Annotated in this window: 14 protein-coding genes; 7 read left to right on the top strand and 7 right to left on the bottom strand. The window is 62.8% G+C overall.

From position 1 onward, the window contains the following. Positions 1-5: 5 nt before the first annotated feature. Genes ABOA88_RS02310 through ABOA88_RS02300 form a run of 3 tightly spaced genes read right to left on the bottom strand, consistent with a single transcriptional unit; the run spans position 6 to position 3,579 of the window. Positions 6-278 (bottom strand): oxidative damage protection protein, encoded by a 273-nt coding sequence (locus tag ABOA88_RS02310; protein ID WP_043211032.1) that lies wholly within the window; start codon positions 276-278, stop codon positions 6-8. Beyond that, the gene (mutY, locus tag ABOA88_RS02305) at positions 275-1,342 is read right to left on the bottom strand and encodes an A/G-specific adenine glycosylase (RefSeq protein ID WP_367850637.1); all 1,068 of its coding nucleotides are present in this window, start codon (positions 1,340-1,342) and stop codon (positions 275-277) included. Before mutY ends, ABOA88_RS02310 begins: the two co-directional genes overlap by 4 nt. Then, positions 1,339-3,579 (bottom strand): AsmA family protein, encoded by a 2,241-nt coding sequence (locus ABOA88_RS02300; protein ID WP_367850638.1) that lies wholly within the window; start codon positions 3,577-3,579, stop codon positions 1,339-1,341. Before ABOA88_RS02300 ends, mutY begins: the two co-directional genes overlap by 4 nt. Before the next feature lie 265 nt (positions 3,580-3,844). Here ABOA88_RS02300 and hisB point away from each other — a divergent pair, with 265 nt between their 5' ends. The 5 genes from hisB to hisF all read left to right on the top strand — a co-directional run bounded on the left by hisB (position 3,845) and on the right by hisF (position 6,978). Then, complete coding sequence (gene hisB, locus ABOA88_RS02295; RefSeq protein WP_043211130.1) at positions 3,845-4,438, top strand: imidazoleglycerol-phosphate dehydratase HisB; 594 nt, start codon at positions 3,845-3,847, stop codon at positions 4,436-4,438. Next, the gene (gene hisH, locus ABOA88_RS02290) at positions 4,438-5,076 is read left to right on the top strand and encodes an imidazole glycerol phosphate synthase subunit HisH (protein WP_196167896.1); all 639 of its coding nucleotides are present in this window, start codon (positions 4,438-4,440) and stop codon (positions 5,074-5,076) included. The genes hisB and hisH overlap by 1 nt, the downstream gene beginning before the upstream one ends. Further along, positions 5,077-5,337 (top strand): DUF2164 domain-containing protein, encoded by a 261-nt coding sequence (locus ABOA88_RS02285; RefSeq protein WP_196167895.1) that lies wholly within the window; start codon positions 5,077-5,079, stop codon positions 5,335-5,337. It begins immediately after the preceding gene. A gap of 27 nt (positions 5,338-5,364) precedes the next feature. Beyond that, positions 5,365-6,096, top strand: a complete 732-nt coding sequence (gene hisA, locus ABOA88_RS02280) for a 1-(5-phosphoribosyl)-5-[(5-phosphoribosylamino)methylideneamino]imidazole-4-carboxamide isomerase (protein ID WP_138219338.1) — start codon at positions 5,365-5,367, stop codon at positions 6,094-6,096. A gap of 111 nt (positions 6,097-6,207) precedes the next feature. Further along, positions 6,208-6,978 carry an imidazole glycerol phosphate synthase subunit HisF gene (gene hisF, locus ABOA88_RS02275; RefSeq protein WP_367850639.1) on the top strand — a complete coding sequence of 257 codons (771 nt, stop codon included), beginning with the start codon at positions 6,208-6,210 and terminating at the stop codon, positions 6,976-6,978. 122 nt (positions 6,979-7,100) lie between these two features. Here the strand turns inward: hisF and choV are convergent, their stop codons facing one another. The 3 genes from choV to ABOA88_RS02260 form a co-directional block, all read right to left on the bottom strand. After that, positions 7,101-8,279, bottom strand: coding sequence for a choline ABC transporter ATP-binding protein (gene choV, locus ABOA88_RS02270; protein WP_196167894.1), 1,179 nt, complete (start codon positions 8,277-8,279; stop codon positions 7,101-7,103). Then, on the bottom strand, positions 8,276-9,124 hold the full coding sequence (gene choW, locus ABOA88_RS02265; protein ID WP_170831707.1) for a choline ABC transporter permease subunit: 849 nt from the start codon (positions 9,122-9,124) through the stop codon (positions 8,276-8,278). The genes choV and choW overlap by 4 nt, the downstream gene beginning before the upstream one ends. 90 nt (positions 9,125-9,214) lie before the next feature. Next, the gene (locus ABOA88_RS02260; protein WP_090346341.1) at positions 9,215-10,162 is read right to left on the bottom strand and encodes a choline ABC transporter substrate-binding protein; all 948 of its coding nucleotides are present in this window, start codon (positions 10,160-10,162) and stop codon (positions 9,215-9,217) included. 442 nt (positions 10,163-10,604) lie between these two features. Here ABOA88_RS02260 and ABOA88_RS02255 point away from each other — a divergent pair, with 442 nt between their 5' ends. Both ABOA88_RS02255 and ABOA88_RS02250 read left to right on the top strand, forming a co-directional pair. Beyond that, on the top strand, positions 10,605-11,981 hold the full coding sequence (locus ABOA88_RS02255; protein ID WP_102081072.1) for an L-serine ammonia-lyase: 1,377 nt from the start codon (positions 10,605-10,607) through the stop codon (positions 11,979-11,981). A gap of 388 nt (positions 11,982-12,369) precedes the next feature. After that, on the top strand, positions 12,370-13,476 hold the full coding sequence (locus ABOA88_RS02250; protein ID WP_043211058.1) for a GlxA family transcriptional regulator: 1,107 nt from the start codon (positions 12,370-12,372) through the stop codon (positions 13,474-13,476). 139 nt (positions 13,477-13,615) lie between these two features. On the opposite strand, the gene ABOA88_RS02245 is transcribed toward ABOA88_RS02250, so the two are convergent. Further along, positions 13,616-13,873, bottom strand: a complete 258-nt coding sequence (locus ABOA88_RS02245) for a hypothetical protein (protein WP_043211060.1) — start codon at positions 13,871-13,873, stop codon at positions 13,616-13,618. Positions 13,874-14,186 lie beyond the last annotated feature (313 nt).

Genomic DNA, 14,186 nt, shown 5'->3' with positions numbered 1-14,186 from the left:
TGGGGTCATTCGCTGGGCGGAACGTACCCTTCGGCCTGGGCGTACTCCTCGCCAGCGAAGAACTTGTCCATCTCCGCCTGGAGGAATTTGCGGTCCTCGGCGTTCATCATGTTCAAGCGCTTTTCGTTGATCAGCATGGTCTGGTGCTTCTGCCACTCGTCCCAGGCCTTCTGCGAGATGTGATCGAAGATGTCCTGGCCTTTGGCGCCCGGGTAGGGGGGGCGTGGCAGGCCGGGGAGTTCTTCGTTGTACTTGCGGCACTTCACGGTGCGGGTCATCGGGACTCTCCTGCAATCAATTCATCGGCCGCGCGTTTGAGCAGCTTCTTGACCGGGGCGGCGAGGCCCAGGCGCGGCGGGGTGGCGAGGTTATACCAGAGCCAGTCGGGCTCAGCCACGGTCGGGCCCAGCGAGTCGACACGCACCAGCCACGGCTCGATGGCCAGCTGGAAATGGCTGAAGGTGTGGGTCAGGCCATCCAGGGCCTGGCTGTCGGTCGCGCGCAGGCCGTGCTGGTAGGCCAGGTCGTCGAGCTGTTCCAGGTTGTCCAGCTCCGGCAAGCTCCACAGCCCGCCCCACAGGCCGCTCGAAGGGCGGCGATAGAGCAGAATGGCGCCCTCATGATTGGCCAGCAGCGGCATCAATGTGCGGCGCTGGGGCAGGGTCTTGCGTGGCTTGGGCTCGGGGTATCGGGTTTCTTCACCGAGCAAGTGGGCCTGGCAGCCGGCCTTGAGCGGGCAGATCAGGCAACTGGGTTTGCTGCGGGTGCAGAGGGTCGCGCCCAGGTCCATCATCGCCTGGGTGTAGTGGTTGGCCCTGGCGTACGGCGTAAAGCGCTCGGCGTTGGCCCACAGCGCGTTGGCCACCTTGGGCTCGCCAGGATAGCCGGCCTGGGCGGTGTAGCGGGCCAGCACGCGCTTGACGTTGCCGTCGAGGATCGGCGCGCGAATGCCCATGCTGATGCTGGCGATGGCGCCGGCAGTGGAGCGGCCGATGCCCGGCAACTCCGTTAGTTGCTCGACGCTGCGTGGAAACTCGCCGCCATGCTGCTCTACCACGATTTTCGCGGCCTTTTGCAGATTGCGCGCCCGGGTGTAGTAACCCAGGCCCGTCCATAGGTGCAGCACCTCGTCCTCCGGTGCCTCGGCCAGGGCCTGCACGGTCGGCAGGGCCTGCATGAAGCGGTCGAAGTAGTTGAGCACCGTGCTCACCTGGGTCTGCTGCAACATGATTTCCGACACCCACACCCGATAGGGCGTGATGCCCTGTTGCCAGGGCAGGTCATGACGGCCGTGCTGGTCGTACCACTGCAAAACGGCATTGGAGAACTGCTCGGGACTCATCGTTTGAACAGCCCCTTGAGTGCATCCTTGAGCTCTGGGCTGACTTTATCGCCAAGCTTCTCGTCGAGTTTTTCCTGCAGGCGGTTGCCGGCCAGCTTGGCCGCGACCTTGCCCAGGCCTTCCTGGTCCAGGCGGCAAGCCTTGGCGCCAAGCTCCAGCGGGCCACGGCAGCGCACCGGCACCTCAATGCCGACATAGCGTTCGTTGACCTGGCAGGCCGGGTCCGGCATGGCGCGCTGGTCACCCTCGACGATCACCCCCAGGTTGTAGTCCATGCCCAGTACGCGCAGGTCCACATCGCCATGACCGTTGACGGTCAGGCCTGGGATGCTTGCCTTCAGGTTAGGGTTGCTGGCGACGCCATTGCGCACCACCAGGCTGCCGCGCAATTCCTGGAAGGGGGTGTCCTTGCCGCGCGGCTCGCCGCTCAAAGTCTTGCGGTTGAGGGTCGCGATGGCATGACATAGCTGCTGTTCGAGGTTGGCGTTGACCAGCACTCCGTCGTTGAGGGTGAAGCTGGCATTGCCGTTGAGGGTGTCGACCAGTGCCTTCTGACTGTTGCCGGTGGCGGTCAGGTCGCTGGACAGCGTCAGCAGGCCCTTGACCGGTGGCGCCTTGTCCGGCGTATCGGACTTGATGAAGTGCTCCACCGGCACGCGGTTGATCCGGGTCTTCATGCCGATCTGTGGGACGGCCGGACGCACGTCGAGCGTCCCGCTGGTCTCGAAGCTGCCGTCGTACAGGCCGCCTCGCAGGGTCTCGAGGGTCAACAGGCCGCCCTGGCCATTGGCCTTGAGCTGGGCATCGGTGATCGGCAGCTTGTCCAGGGTCAGGGCGCCGAACGACACGTCTGCCTGTAGATCGAGCTGACGCAGGCGATCCACCGGCAGCAGCTTGTCACTGCTCCAGGCCCCCTGGGTCGGCGCGTTGGGTAGCGGTGTCGTGCTCGGGCCGCTGACGGCGCTGGCTTCCTGCTGCTGGACCTCGGCCTGGCGCGCGGCGCTGGCGCCTTTGGCTTGTTCGCTCTTGGCCTGCAGGTAGCGGTCGGCGTTGAACGTGTCGCCTTTAAGGCGCAGGCGCAGGGCCTGCTTGGCGAAGTCGTCGAGGGCGATGCGGCCGCTGAAGGTGCTCTCGTCGAGCTTAACGGCCAGGTCTTCCAGGGCCAGGCTGGTTGGATTGGCCTGCAGGCGGGTGACCAGTTCCAGCTTGCCGAATGCTGCCGGGTCGGCGGTGGCAGGCAGCGGATGGCCGATGCTGTCGAGGAAGGTGCGCAGGTCGAACTGGGCGATGGACAGCCCGCCGCTCAGTTGCGGGGTCTTGTCCAGGTCGCGCAGGTTCAGCTCGCCCAAGGCGCGCAGCTGGTTGGCAGAGAGCTTCAAGCCGTTCCAGGAGGCGACGTTGGCGGCCAGGTCGACCAGCAACTGGCCTTGAGCGGCGAAAGTCATGGTCTTGCCGGCCAGTGGTTCGCCCGAGGTCTCGCCCGACAGGCGCATATCCTCGATGTTGTAGCGCTTGAGCTTGCGGTCGAAGCGCAGCTCGCCCGTCAATTCGGTGCGTGCCTTGAGGCTTGGCTGGCCGACGGTGAGGAAGGCACTGGCCTTGAGCGGGATGTTCACGCCTTCATGGACTGCGCCGGTGCTCAGCTGGATGCTTTGGGCGCTGAAGGTCTGGCCAGTCTTGGCGTCGGTGTATTGCACCTGGGCGTTGTTGACTGTGAGGCTGTCGATGTCCAGCTTGACCATGCGCTCGCGGGTGTCCTCTTTGTTGACCGGCGTATCGGCTGTGGCGGGCGTCTCGGTCGTGCTGGTCGACGGCGTGTCGGCAGGCTGCGGCAGTGGCTTTCCGATGTCCTCCCAGTTGCCGTGGCCGTGTTCGTCACGGTTCAGGGTCAGGTTCAGGCCCTCGACGCGCACGTCGCTCATCTGCACCTCGCGGCGCAGCAGCGGCAACACACGGACCGACAAACCCAGCATCTGCAGGTCGGCGAACGGCTCCTTGGGCTTGTTCAGCGTGGCGATGCTGGCCTCGTGCAGCTCCAGGCCCAGCCAGGGGAACAGGCTCCAGCCGATATCGCCATTGAGCGTCAGCTCGATGTGGGCCTTGTCGCGGGCCAACTGGCGAATCTCGTCTTTGTAGTCGTTGGGATCGAAGAGGTGGGTCAGGGCGAAGCCCAGCGCCACGATGATCAGCAGCAACCCGAGAAGCCCCAGCCCCAGGATTTTGCCGAACGCTTTCATGGGCGAGTCCTTGTAGTCCGTTTTTGAAATTCAAGCCTGGGAGTATAGCGCCGTGGGTAGGACCTAGGCGTAATCAATAGTGGCGGACGGCAGGGCCATTACAGTCCGTGTAGGTAGTGGCTTTTCCCGCGAGCGAGCACCCTGTCGCCTCAAACAGCAAAAATTACACATATGCGACATTGCCATATGTCATCCGCGTTCCAAGCGGGCGCGATCTGGGCCTATAATGGCAGCCTTTTCGCCCAATGATTTTGCGGAGCTGGTGATGGTCGAACGTAAGGCTTCCGTCGAGCGCAATACCCTGGAAACCCAGGTAAAAGCCTCGATCAACCTCGATGGCAGTGGCAAGGCCCGATTCGATATCGGTGTGCCTTTCCTCGAACACATGCTCGACCAGATCGCCCGGCATGGGCTGATCGATCTGGACATCGAGTGCAAGGGTGACCTGCATATCGACGACCACCATACCGTCGAGGACGTCGGCATCACCCTCGGCCAGGCGTTCGCCCAGGCCATCGGTGACAAGAAGGGCATCCGTCGCTACGGCCATTCGTATGTGCCGCTGGACGAAGCCCTGTCGCGCGTGGTCATCGACTTCTCCGGCCGTCCGGGCCTGCAGATGCATGTGCCGTACACCCGCGCCAGCGTAGGCGGCTTCGATGTCGACCTGTTCCAGGAGTTCTTCCAGGGCTTCGTCAACCACGCCCTGGTGACCCTGCACATCGACAACCTGCGTGGCCACAACACCCACCACCAGATCGAAACCGTGTTCAAGGCCTTTGGCCGCGCGCTGCGCATGGCCGTCGAGCAGGATGAGCGCATGGCCGGGCAGATGCCTTCTACCAAGGGATGCCTGTGATGCAGACCGTCGCCGTAATCGACTATGGCATGGGCAACCTGCACTCGGTGGCCAAGGCCCTGGAGCATGTGGGGGCCGGCAAGGTACTGGTCACCAGCGACGCGACTGTGATCCGCGAGGCCGACCGTGTGGTGTTCCCAGGCGTTGGCGCGATCCGTGACTGCATGGCTGAGATCCGTCGCCTGGGCTTCGACAGCCTGGTGCGTGAAGTCAGCCAGGACCGTCCGTTCCTCGGCATCTGCGTGGGCATGCAGGCCCTGCTGGACCACAGCGAGGAGAACGACGGCGTCGACTGCATCGGCCTGTTCCCTGGTCAGGTGCGTTTTTTCGGCAAGGACCTGCAGGAGGACGGCGAGCATCTGAAGGTGCCGCACATGGGCTGGAACGAAGTCAGCCAGACCATCGACCACCCCCTGTGGCATGACATTCCCGACCGCGCGCGCTTCTATTTCGTGCACAGCTACTACATCAATGCCGGCAAGCCTGGGCAGGTTGCAGGCCGCGGCCACTACGGCGTCGATTTCGCCGCGGCCCTGGCCGAGGGCTCGCGCTTCGCCGTGCAGTTCCACCCCGAGAAGAGCCATACCCATGGCCTGCAACTGCTGCAGAACTTCGTCAGCTGGGATGGACGCTGGTAAATGAGCAAATCGCGGACCAAGGCCCCGATCATCACCCTGGCACCTGAGCAGGAGCGCGAGGCGCTCGACACCTTGAAGCGCTTTCTCGAAGACCGCTTCGAGCTGACGCTTGGGTCGTTCGAGGTGGCCGAGGTCCTCGAGTTGTTCAGCAAGGAAATTGCACCCCACTACTACAACAGGGCGATTGCCGATGTTCAGCTGCACCTCAAGGAGCGGTTCGAGAGCATCGAGAGCGACCTGTGGGCACTCGAGAAGCCCTGAATTTCACTGATTAGACAGGTTCCCAAGATGCTGATTATCCCCGCTATCGATCTGAAGGACGGTGCCTGCGTGCGTCTGCGCCAAGGCCGCATGGAAGACTCCACGGTATTTTCCGACGACCCGGTGAGCATGGCCGCCAAATGGGTCGAGGGTGGCTGCCGTCGCCTGCATCTGGTCGACCTCAATGGCGCCTTCGAAGGCCAGCCGGTCAACGGCGAAGTGGTCACCGCCATCGCCAAACGCTATCCGAACCTGCCGATCCAGATCGGCGGTGGCATCCGCTCGCTGGAGACCATCGAGCACTACGTCAAGGCCGGCGTGAGCTACGTCATCATCGGCACCAAGGCGGTCAAGCAGCCTGAATTCGTCGCCGAGGCGTGCAAGGCGTTCCCAGGTAAGGTCATCGTTGGCCTGGACGCCAAGGACGGCTTCGTCGCCACCGACGGTTGGGCCGAAGTCAGCTCGGTGCAGGTCATCGACCTGGCCAAGCGCTTCGAGGCCGATGGCGTCTCGGCGATCGTCTACACCGACATCGCCAAGGACGGCATGATGCAGGGCTGCAACGTGCCCTTCACCAAAGCCCTGGCCGAAGCCACCTCGATTCCGGTGATCGCCTCCGGCGGCATCCACAACCTGGGTGACATCAAGGCCCTGCTGGACGCCAAGGCACCGGGCATCATCGGTGCCATCACCGGCCGCGCCATCTACGAAGGCACCCTCGATGTCGCCGAGGCCCAGGCCTTCTGCGACAACTATTGATAGGAGCGGCAAGCGGTAAGCCGCAAGCTGCAAGAACAAAAGCCGGAGCACGTACTGCTTTTATCTTGCAGCTAGCCGCTGATAGCTTGCAGCTGCTCCCTAGGAGCCCCCATGGCTTTAGCTAAACGCATCATCCCTTGCCTGGACGTGGACAACGGCCGGGTGGTCAAGGGCGTCAAGTTCGAGAACATCCGCGATGCCGGCGACCCGGTGGAAATCGCGCGTCGCTACGATGAGCAGGGCGCTGACGAGATCACTTTCCTGGACATCACCGCCAGCGTCGATGGCCGTGACACCACCCTGCACACCGTCGAGCGCATGGCCAGCCAGGTGTTCATCCCGCTGACCGTGGGCGGTGGCGTGCGTACCGTGCAGGACATCCGCAACCTGCTCAACGCCGGCGCCGACAAGGTTTCGATCAACACCGCAGCAGTGTTCAACCCCGAGTTCGTGGGTGAGGCTGCCGAGCGTTTCGGTTCCCAGTGCATTGTCGTCGCCATCGACGCCAAGAAGGTCTCCGCCCCCGGCGAAGCGCCGCGTTGGGAGATCTTCACCCATGGCGGGCGCAAACCGACCGGTCTGGATGCAGTGGCCTGGGCCAAGAAGATGGAAGGGCTGGGTGCCGGTGAGATCCTGCTCACCAGCATGGACCAGGACGGCATGAAGAGCGGTTTCGACCTGGGCGTGACCCGGGCTATCAGCGATGCGGTGGGTATTCCGGTGATCGCCTCGGGCGGCGTCGGCAACCTGCAGCACCTGGCTGACGGCATCCTGGAAGGCCATGCCAGCGCGGTGCTGGCGGCGAGCATCTTCCACTTCGGCGAGTACACCGTGCCGGAAGCCAAGGCCTACATGGCTGCGCGCGGGATCGTCGTTCGGTGAGTCACTGCCGGGAGGGCTTTGCCCTCCTGAAAAGACACAAGGCCGTTGTCACGCAGAGGGTGCAATCCCTTCCCCGTGGCAGCGGCCTTGTGTCTTTTCAGGGCCGCACAGCGACCCCTGTCTTACCCGTGGTTCTTGCCCAGCAGCGCGTGATACAGCTCGCTGTCGCCGAGAATCCCCACCACCTTGTCGTTCTCCTGCAGCACCAGCTTGTTGCCGGTGTGGTAGCGGATCTGCAAGGCCTCGCGCATGCCGATGTTGGCATTGACCAGGGTCGGTTTGCGGCCAAGGGTTTCCACATCCTGTCCTGGTACCCAGTTCTGCAGGTCCAGGCCGTTCTGGCCTTGGCGGGCGCGTTTGATCGAGTTGCCTTCGCCCAAGTCCAGCCAGGAATCACCGCCTGGGTCCAGGCATACCGAGCCGTTGACCCGCTTGCAGTTGTCCAGGCTGCGCATCAGGCTGCGGCCGCACAGCACGTTGAGCGGATTGGTGTGGGCCACGAAGGTGCGTACATAGTCGTCGGCCGGGTTCAGGACGATTTCTTCAGGCTTGCTGTACTGGATGATCCGGCCATCTTTCATGATGGCGATACGGCTGCCCAGTTTGAGCGCCTCGTCCAGGTCGTGGCTGACGAACACGATGGTCTTGCTCAGCTTGTTCTGCAGCTCCAGCAACTCGTCCTGCAGGCCTTGGCGGATCAGCGGGTCGAGGGCCGAGAAGGGTTCGTCCATCAGCAGGATGTCTGCGTCCATGGCCAGCGCCCGGGCCAGGCCCACGCGCTGCTGCATGCCGCCGGAGAGCTCGTCGGGCTTTTTGTTGCGCCATTGGGTCAGGCCCACCAGCTCAAGCTTCTCATCGACCAGCTTGCGCCGCTCTTTCTCGGGGCGGCCCTGCATTTCCAGGCCGAAGCTGATGTTCTCGCGCACGGTCAGCCAGGGCATCAGGGCGAACTTCTGGAACACCATGGCGATGCGCTTGGTGCGCATCATCTTCAGTTCAGCCGGGGTGCAGTGGGCGATGTCGATGTGCTTGCCTTCATGCTCGACGAACAGCTTGCCGCGGCTGACGGTGTTCAGGCCGTTGATGCAGCGCAGCAGGCTCGACTTGCCCGAGCCGGACAGGCCCATGAGCACGCAGATCTCGCCTTTCTTGATGTCCAGGTTGGCTTTTTCGACGCCGACCACAAGGCCGGTCTTCTTGAGGATCTGCTCGCGGGTCTGGCCTTGGTCCAGCAGCGCCAGCGCTTCGCGTGGCTTGTTGGAGAAGATGACGTCGACGTCTTCGAAACGAATGATGCTCATGACTCACCTCGTGCCGGCAGCTCCGGTTGCTTGCAGATACGGTCCAGCATGATCGCCAGCAGCACGATCGCCAGGCCCGCCTCGAAGCCCAGGGCGATATCGGCGGTGTTCAGTGCGTTGACCACAGGTTTGCCCAGGCCGTCGGCGCCCACCAGGGCGGCGATCACGACCATCGACAACGACAGCATGATGCATTGGGTAACGCCCGCGGCGATGCTGGGCATCGCATGGGGCAGTTCGATGCGGGTCAGCAGCTGGCGGCGCGAGCAGCCAAAGGCCTTGCCGGCGTCGAGCAGTTCCTGGGGCACGTCGCAGATCCCCAGGTAGGTGAGGCGGATCGGCGCAGCGATGGCGAACACCACCGTGGAGATCAACCCTGGCACCACACCCAGGCCGAACAGGGTCAGTGTCGGGATCAGGTAAACGAAGGTAGGCACCGTCTGCATCAGGTCCAGGACGGGACGCATGGCGGTGTAGAACATCGGTTTGTGCGCAGCGACGATGCCCAGCGGCACGCCAATGGCCACGCACACCACGGTGGCGAAGGTAACCTGCGCCAAGGTCTCCATGGTTTCCTGCCAGTAGCCGAGGTTGAAGATCAGCAGGAAGGACAGCGCGACAAATGCCGTCAGCGCCCATTTGCGCTGGATCAGGTGCGCCAGGGCGGCGAACAAGGCGATGAGGACGTAGGGGTTGAACCAGGTCAGGGCGCTGGTGACCCCATGGATCATGAATTCCAGGCCCTGGGCGATGGCATCGAAATAGTTGGCACCGTTCTGGGTCAACCATTCGACGAATGAGGCGATGTACTGCCCCAGAGGTATTTTCTGATCGATAAGCATGATAGCGAGCTTCCACCTGCAAAGATTGAAATCAGTCCGGGGCGGGCGTTGGCCTGCCCCGAGGTAGTGCCAATTGCTACTGCATCCTTGTTGTTATTGCGTCAGTTTGGCCTTGGCCGCCTCCAGCCCGGGTTTGCCATCCACGGTCGTCACTCCGGCCAACCAGGTGTCGAGCACTTGCGGGTTGTTCTTCAGCCACGCCTTGGCGGCTGCGTCGGGTTTCATCTTGTCGTCCAGGACGTTGCCCATCAGGGTGCTTTCCATGTCCAGGGTGAACGACAGGTTCTTCAACAGCTGGCCGACGTTGCTGCATTCCTGCGTATAGCCCTTGCGGGTATTGGTCAGCACGGTTGCCTTGCCGAACTCGGGGCCGAAGAACTCGTCACCGCCGGACAGGTACTGCATCTTGAAGCGCTTGTTCATCGGGTGCGGTTCCCAGCCCAGGAACACCACCGCCTCGCCACGTTTCTGCGAGCGGTCCACCTGCGACAGCATGCCCGCCTCGCTGGACTGCACCAGCTTGAAGCCGGCGTCCTTCAGGCCAAAGGCGTTTTTGTCGATCATGCTCTGGATGGTGCGGTTGCCGTCGTTGCCCGGCTCGATGCCGTAGATCTTGCCGCCCAGTTCGTTCTTGAACTTGGGAATGTCGGCGAAGTCCTTGAGGCCCTTGTCATACAGCGCCTGGGGCACGGCCAGGGTGTACTTGGCATTCTCCAGGTTGGCACGCACGGTTTCGACCGTGCCGGCGTCACGGTACTGCTTGATGTCGTTCTCCATGGTCGGCATCCAGTTGCCGAGGAACACATCCAGGTCCTTGCCGGCGGCCAGCGACTTGTAGGTCACCGGTACCGAGATCATGTTGGTGTGAGTCTTGTAGCCTAGGGCTTCGAGTACAACGCTGGTGACGGCGGTGGTCACGGTGATGTCGGTCCAGCCGACGTCAGAGAACCGTACCGTCTGACACTGCTCGGGCTCCACGGCCTGAGCCAACAGAGGTGTTGCGAGCATCGCGACCAGCAAGAGCGAGGGTGAACCTTTCATGGATGGACTCCTGTGATTTTTCTTCGGGTTTCCCGCGGGGCGCCGGGCTTTCTCTAGGCTCCGGTCGACCAGGCCTGCAGAGGGCAGGATGCGAGGCCGTGCAATACGAGTCGCTTTCGATAATCCCCCAGCGTTCGGCAATCGCCTACTGGTGGGGTCGTAACCAGTACAGGACGGGTCGCATCCAGTAAGGGCAATGTCGCATATGGATTTTTCCACCCTCTACCCTGCGTTTTTACGTCACCAGCCCCCTCGAAAGCGGCGCGCAAGGCGCCTGGAGCGGGCGGCGTTGCTGGACAAAAGTACGTCGGTTGCAGACGGCGGGTAGTGGGGCAAAAGCCCGATGATGCGTGCATTCGCGGCAACTCGCGGTATCAGCCTAGCAGTTGCGCAACCCGCCATACGCCGCGGGGAGACAAGCCCATCAAGAGGTGATTCGACAATGGCCATCAGCGTGTTCGACCTGTTCAAGATCGGTGTCGGGCCTTCCAGCTCCCACACCGTCGGCCCCATGCGTGCCGCTGCCCTGTTCGTCCAAGGGCTGCGCCAGCGCGGCGAGCTGGAACAGGTCAGGCGAGTGGAAGTCCGGTTGTATGGCTCGTTGTCGGCGACCGGCGTCGGCCACGGCACCGACAACGCCACCATCATGGGCCTGATGGGTGAGTGGCCCGACTCCATCGACCCTACGGTGATTGCCCCGCGCATCGCCGAACTGCGCGAAACCAGCACCTTGCAGCTCGATGGCCACCTGCCGGTCGAGTTCGTCTGGAGCCGCGACATGCTGCTGCTGGACGAGAACCTGCCGTACCACCCCAACGCCATGACCCTGATCGCCGAAGGCGCGCAGGGTGAGCTGCACCGTGACACCTACTACTCGGTCGGTGGGGGCTTCGTGGTCGATGCCGCCCAGGCCGCCAGCGGTGTGCTGGACGCTGACGAGACGGTACTGCCCTACGATTTCAACAGCGCGGCCGAACTGCTGAGCCTGTGCAAGCAAAACGACCTGCGCGTGTCGCAATTGATGATGGAGAATGAAAAGGCCTGGCGCAGCGAGGAAGAAATCCGCGCCGGCCTGCTCAAGCTCTGGCACGCCATGCAGGAATGCGTGAACAACGGCCTCAAATATGAAGGCACCCTGCCTGGGGGCCTCAACGTGCGTCGCCGTGCCGCCAAGCTGCATCGTAGCTTGCAGGAACTGGGCAAGCCCAATGTGATTGGCTCGACCATGAGCGCCATGGAGTGGGTCAACTTGTTCGCCCTGGCCGTCAATGAAGAGAACGCCGCGGGTGGGCGCATGGTGACCGCGCCTACCAATGGCGCGGCGGGCATCATCCCGGCGGTGTTGCACTACTACATGCGCTTCTCGGATGCAGTGGATGAGTCCAACGTGGTGGATTTCTTCCTCGGTGCTGCCGCGGTGGGCATCCTGTGCAAGAAGAACGCTTCGATCTCCGGTGCCGAGGTCGGTTGCCAGGGCGAAGTCGGTTCGGCCTGCGCCATGGCCGCAGCAGGCCTGGCGGAAGTTCTGGGCGCCACCCCGCCGCAGCTGGAAAACGCAGCCGAAATCGCGCTGGAGCACAACCTGGGCCTGACCTGCGACCCGGTCGGTGGTCTGGTCCAGGTGCCGTGCATCGAGCGCAACGCCATTGCTGCGGTCAAGGCGATCAACGCCGTGCAGATGGCCCTGCGCGGTGACGGCGAGCACTTCATCTCTCTCGACCAGGTGATCCGTACCATGCGTGATACCGGGGCCGACATGCACGACAAGTACAAGGAAACCTCGCGCGGCGGTCTCGCTGTCAGCGCCATCGAGTGCTGATGCCCTTTTGCCCCTTCTGCGGTCGGTGTGCCCCAACTTGGCGCACCGATCGTTCCCTACCGGCTGTCAGCTGTCGCTACCAGAGGTGTCGTTGTCGGTGACACTTATGGATGTCGCTTCTGGGCATCCTTCCCAAAAGTGCTACTTAACTGCTCAGGGGTTACACGCAAAGGCGCTAGCGCGCCTGTTCGCGTTTTCCTACAAATCGCAGGGAAAAGCTCTGACAGGCCTGACGCGACGTCGTTTTTGGTTTTTTTTGAATGGTCGTTCAATTTCAGGCACGACCTTTGCGTTGTAGTTGGCAAAGCCCCTGCATACGAACTGGGGCCATGACAAGAAAACAGTGCCAGCCTGAGGCACACCCTGCATTGTGTGAGGAGAAATCGCGATGACGTCGTACACCTCCGGGACCCCAACCCAGAACCGCACAGCTCCCCAGTCCATCGGGTTTCTCCTGCTGGATAACTTCACCCTGATTTCCCTCGCATCCGCCGTCGAGCCGCTGCGCATGGCCAACCAGCTCTCTGGCCGTGAGCTGTACCGTTGGCACACCCTGACTGTCGATGGCGGCCAGGTCTGGGCCAGCGACGGTCTGCAGATCACGCCGGACGCGGCCATGCACAGCGCGCCGCCGATGGACACCGTGATCGTCTGCGGCGGTGTCGGCATCCAGCGCACCGTCACCCGCGAGCACGTCACCTGGCTGCAAGCCCAGGCGCGTCAATCGCGTCGCCTTGGCGCGGTGTGTACCGGCAGCTGGGCGCTGGCCTGTGCCGGGCTGCTCGATGGCTTCGACTGCAGCGTGCATTGGGAGTGTCTTGCCGCGATGCAGGAAGCCTTCCCACGGGTGAACATGAGCACCCGCCTGTTCACCCTGGACCGTAACCGTTTCACCAGCTCCGGCGGCACCGCGCCGCTGGACATGATGTTGCATCTGATCAGCCGTGATCATGGTCGTGAGCTGTCGGCGGCGATCTCCGAGATGTTCGTCTACGAGCGCATCCGCAACGAACAGGACCACCAGCGCGTGCCGCTCAAGCACATGCTCGGCACCAACCAGCCGAAGCTGCAGGAGATCGTCGCGCTGATGGAGGCGAACCTGGAAGAGCCAATCGACCTGGACGAGCTGGCGGTCTATGTCTCGGTGTCGCGGCGCCAGCTCGAGCGCCTGTTCCAGAAGTACCTGCACTGCTCGCCGTCGCGCTACTACCTCAAGCTGCGCCTGATCCGCGCGCGGCAGCTGCTCAAGCAGACGCCGATGTCGATCATCGAAGTGGCTTCGGTGTGCGGGTTCGTTTCTACACCGCACTTTTCCAAGTGCTACCGCGAGTACTTCGGTATTCCGCCGCGTGACGAGCGCGTGGGCTCCAATACTGCCCAGCAGGTGGCGATGATGCCGATTCCGCAGGCCATGGCACTGACCCCGCATAGCGGTCCGATGGCTTCGCTCAGCCAGGCGCGTAACGAGTCGACGTTTGCCAGCGTAAGGCTCTGACGTCGCCTCGACTGTCATGCGCGTCGATCGACGCGTAAACCATGGCCCCACAGGGTTCTCATCGAACCCTGTGGGGCCATTGCATTCGTGTTGTTGGCACTGGCCCATTCGCGGGTAAACCCGCGAATGGATCTGGGCGTCAGGCGCGGTTCTTGAACTCTGCCAAGGCCGGCAGGAGCTGCTTCTCGATGGCCTGGCGCACGGCTGGGAGGATGGTGGCGCTGCCGGTGTACATCTGCTCGACCATGCCTTTGAGCGCGCGTGCGTTAGGCTCGGTCAGCCCCCGCACCACGGCCTCGCAGGCCTGCTCGGCACTGGCGCCCGCCGGAATTTCGAAGCCCCTGGAGCGCAGTTGGCCCAGCAGGTCTTCCTGATCAATCAAATCCGCATGCATCATGGCTGTTGTCCCTTTTATCGCTAAGAGAGTGCTGCTGTGATCTGCAACCGATTCTCTGACCAAGCCGACAGGGCGGCAAGGACAGAATGTCGCAATGGCTTCTTTGGCTAAGAACAGGTCGTTCCCGGCTAAATCCAGCAACCCGGGCTGCCCCACACTGGACGCATTCACGGCAAACGAGGGTTTGGTCACCCTCACTCGTGCAAAGTGGATGTTGCTCGCTCTCTTGGCCCCGGATGCTCACGGCTTTCCGGGGTTATTTTTTTGCCTGCGGGAAACCATCGCGGGACAAGCCGCTCCTCCAGGATCGAGA

The organism is Pseudomonas sp. PKS, from assembly GCF_051913525.1.
Lineage (GTDB): Bacteria > Pseudomonadota > Gammaproteobacteria > Pseudomonadales > Pseudomonadaceae > Aquipseudomonas > Aquipseudomonas guariconensis_D.
Note: the sequence above shows the minus strand (reverse complement) of the source record. Positions and strands in the feature narration are given on the sequence as shown.

Excerpts from the sequence above, each read along its gene's own strand:
- ABOA88_RS02310 (WP_043211032.1), bottom strand. The coding sequence starts at position 278 with ATGACCCGCACCGTGAAGTGCCGCAAGTACAACGAAGAACTCCCCGGC.
- mutY (WP_367850637.1), bottom strand. The coding sequence starts at position 1,342 with ATGAGTCCCGAGCAGTTCTCCAATGCCGTTTTGCAGTGGTACGACCAG.
- ABOA88_RS02300 (WP_367850638.1), bottom strand. The coding sequence starts at position 3,579 with ATGAAAGCGTTCGGCAAAATCCTGGGGCTGGGGCTTCTCGGGTTGCTG.
- hisB (WP_043211130.1), top strand. The coding sequence starts at position 3,845 with ATGGTCGAACGTAAGGCTTCCGTCGAGCGCAATACCCTGGAAACCCAG.
- hisH (WP_196167896.1), top strand. The coding sequence starts at position 4,438 with ATGCAGACCGTCGCCGTAATCGACTATGGCATGGGCAACCTGCACTCG.
- ABOA88_RS02285 (WP_196167895.1), top strand. The coding sequence starts at position 5,077 with ATGAGCAAATCGCGGACCAAGGCCCCGATCATCACCCTGGCACCTGAG.
- hisA (WP_138219338.1), top strand. The coding sequence starts at position 5,365 with ATGCTGATTATCCCCGCTATCGATCTGAAGGACGGTGCCTGCGTGCGT.
- hisF (WP_367850639.1), top strand. The coding sequence starts at position 6,208 with ATGGCTTTAGCTAAACGCATCATCCCTTGCCTGGACGTGGACAACGGC.
- choV (WP_196167894.1), bottom strand. The coding sequence starts at position 8,279 with ATGAGCATCATTCGTTTCGAAGACGTCGACGTCATCTTCTCCAACAAG.
- ABOA88_RS02260 (WP_090346341.1), bottom strand. The coding sequence starts at position 10,162 with ATGAAAGGTTCACCCTCGCTCTTGCTGGTCGCGATGCTCGCAACACCT.
- ABOA88_RS02255 (WP_102081072.1), top strand. The coding sequence starts at position 10,605 with ATGGCCATCAGCGTGTTCGACCTGTTCAAGATCGGTGTCGGGCCTTCC.
- ABOA88_RS02250 (WP_043211058.1), top strand. The coding sequence starts at position 12,370 with ATGACGTCGTACACCTCCGGGACCCCAACCCAGAACCGCACAGCTCCC.
- ABOA88_RS02245 (WP_043211060.1), bottom strand. The coding sequence starts at position 13,873 with ATGATGCATGCGGATTTGATTGATCAGGAAGACCTGCTGGGCCAACTG.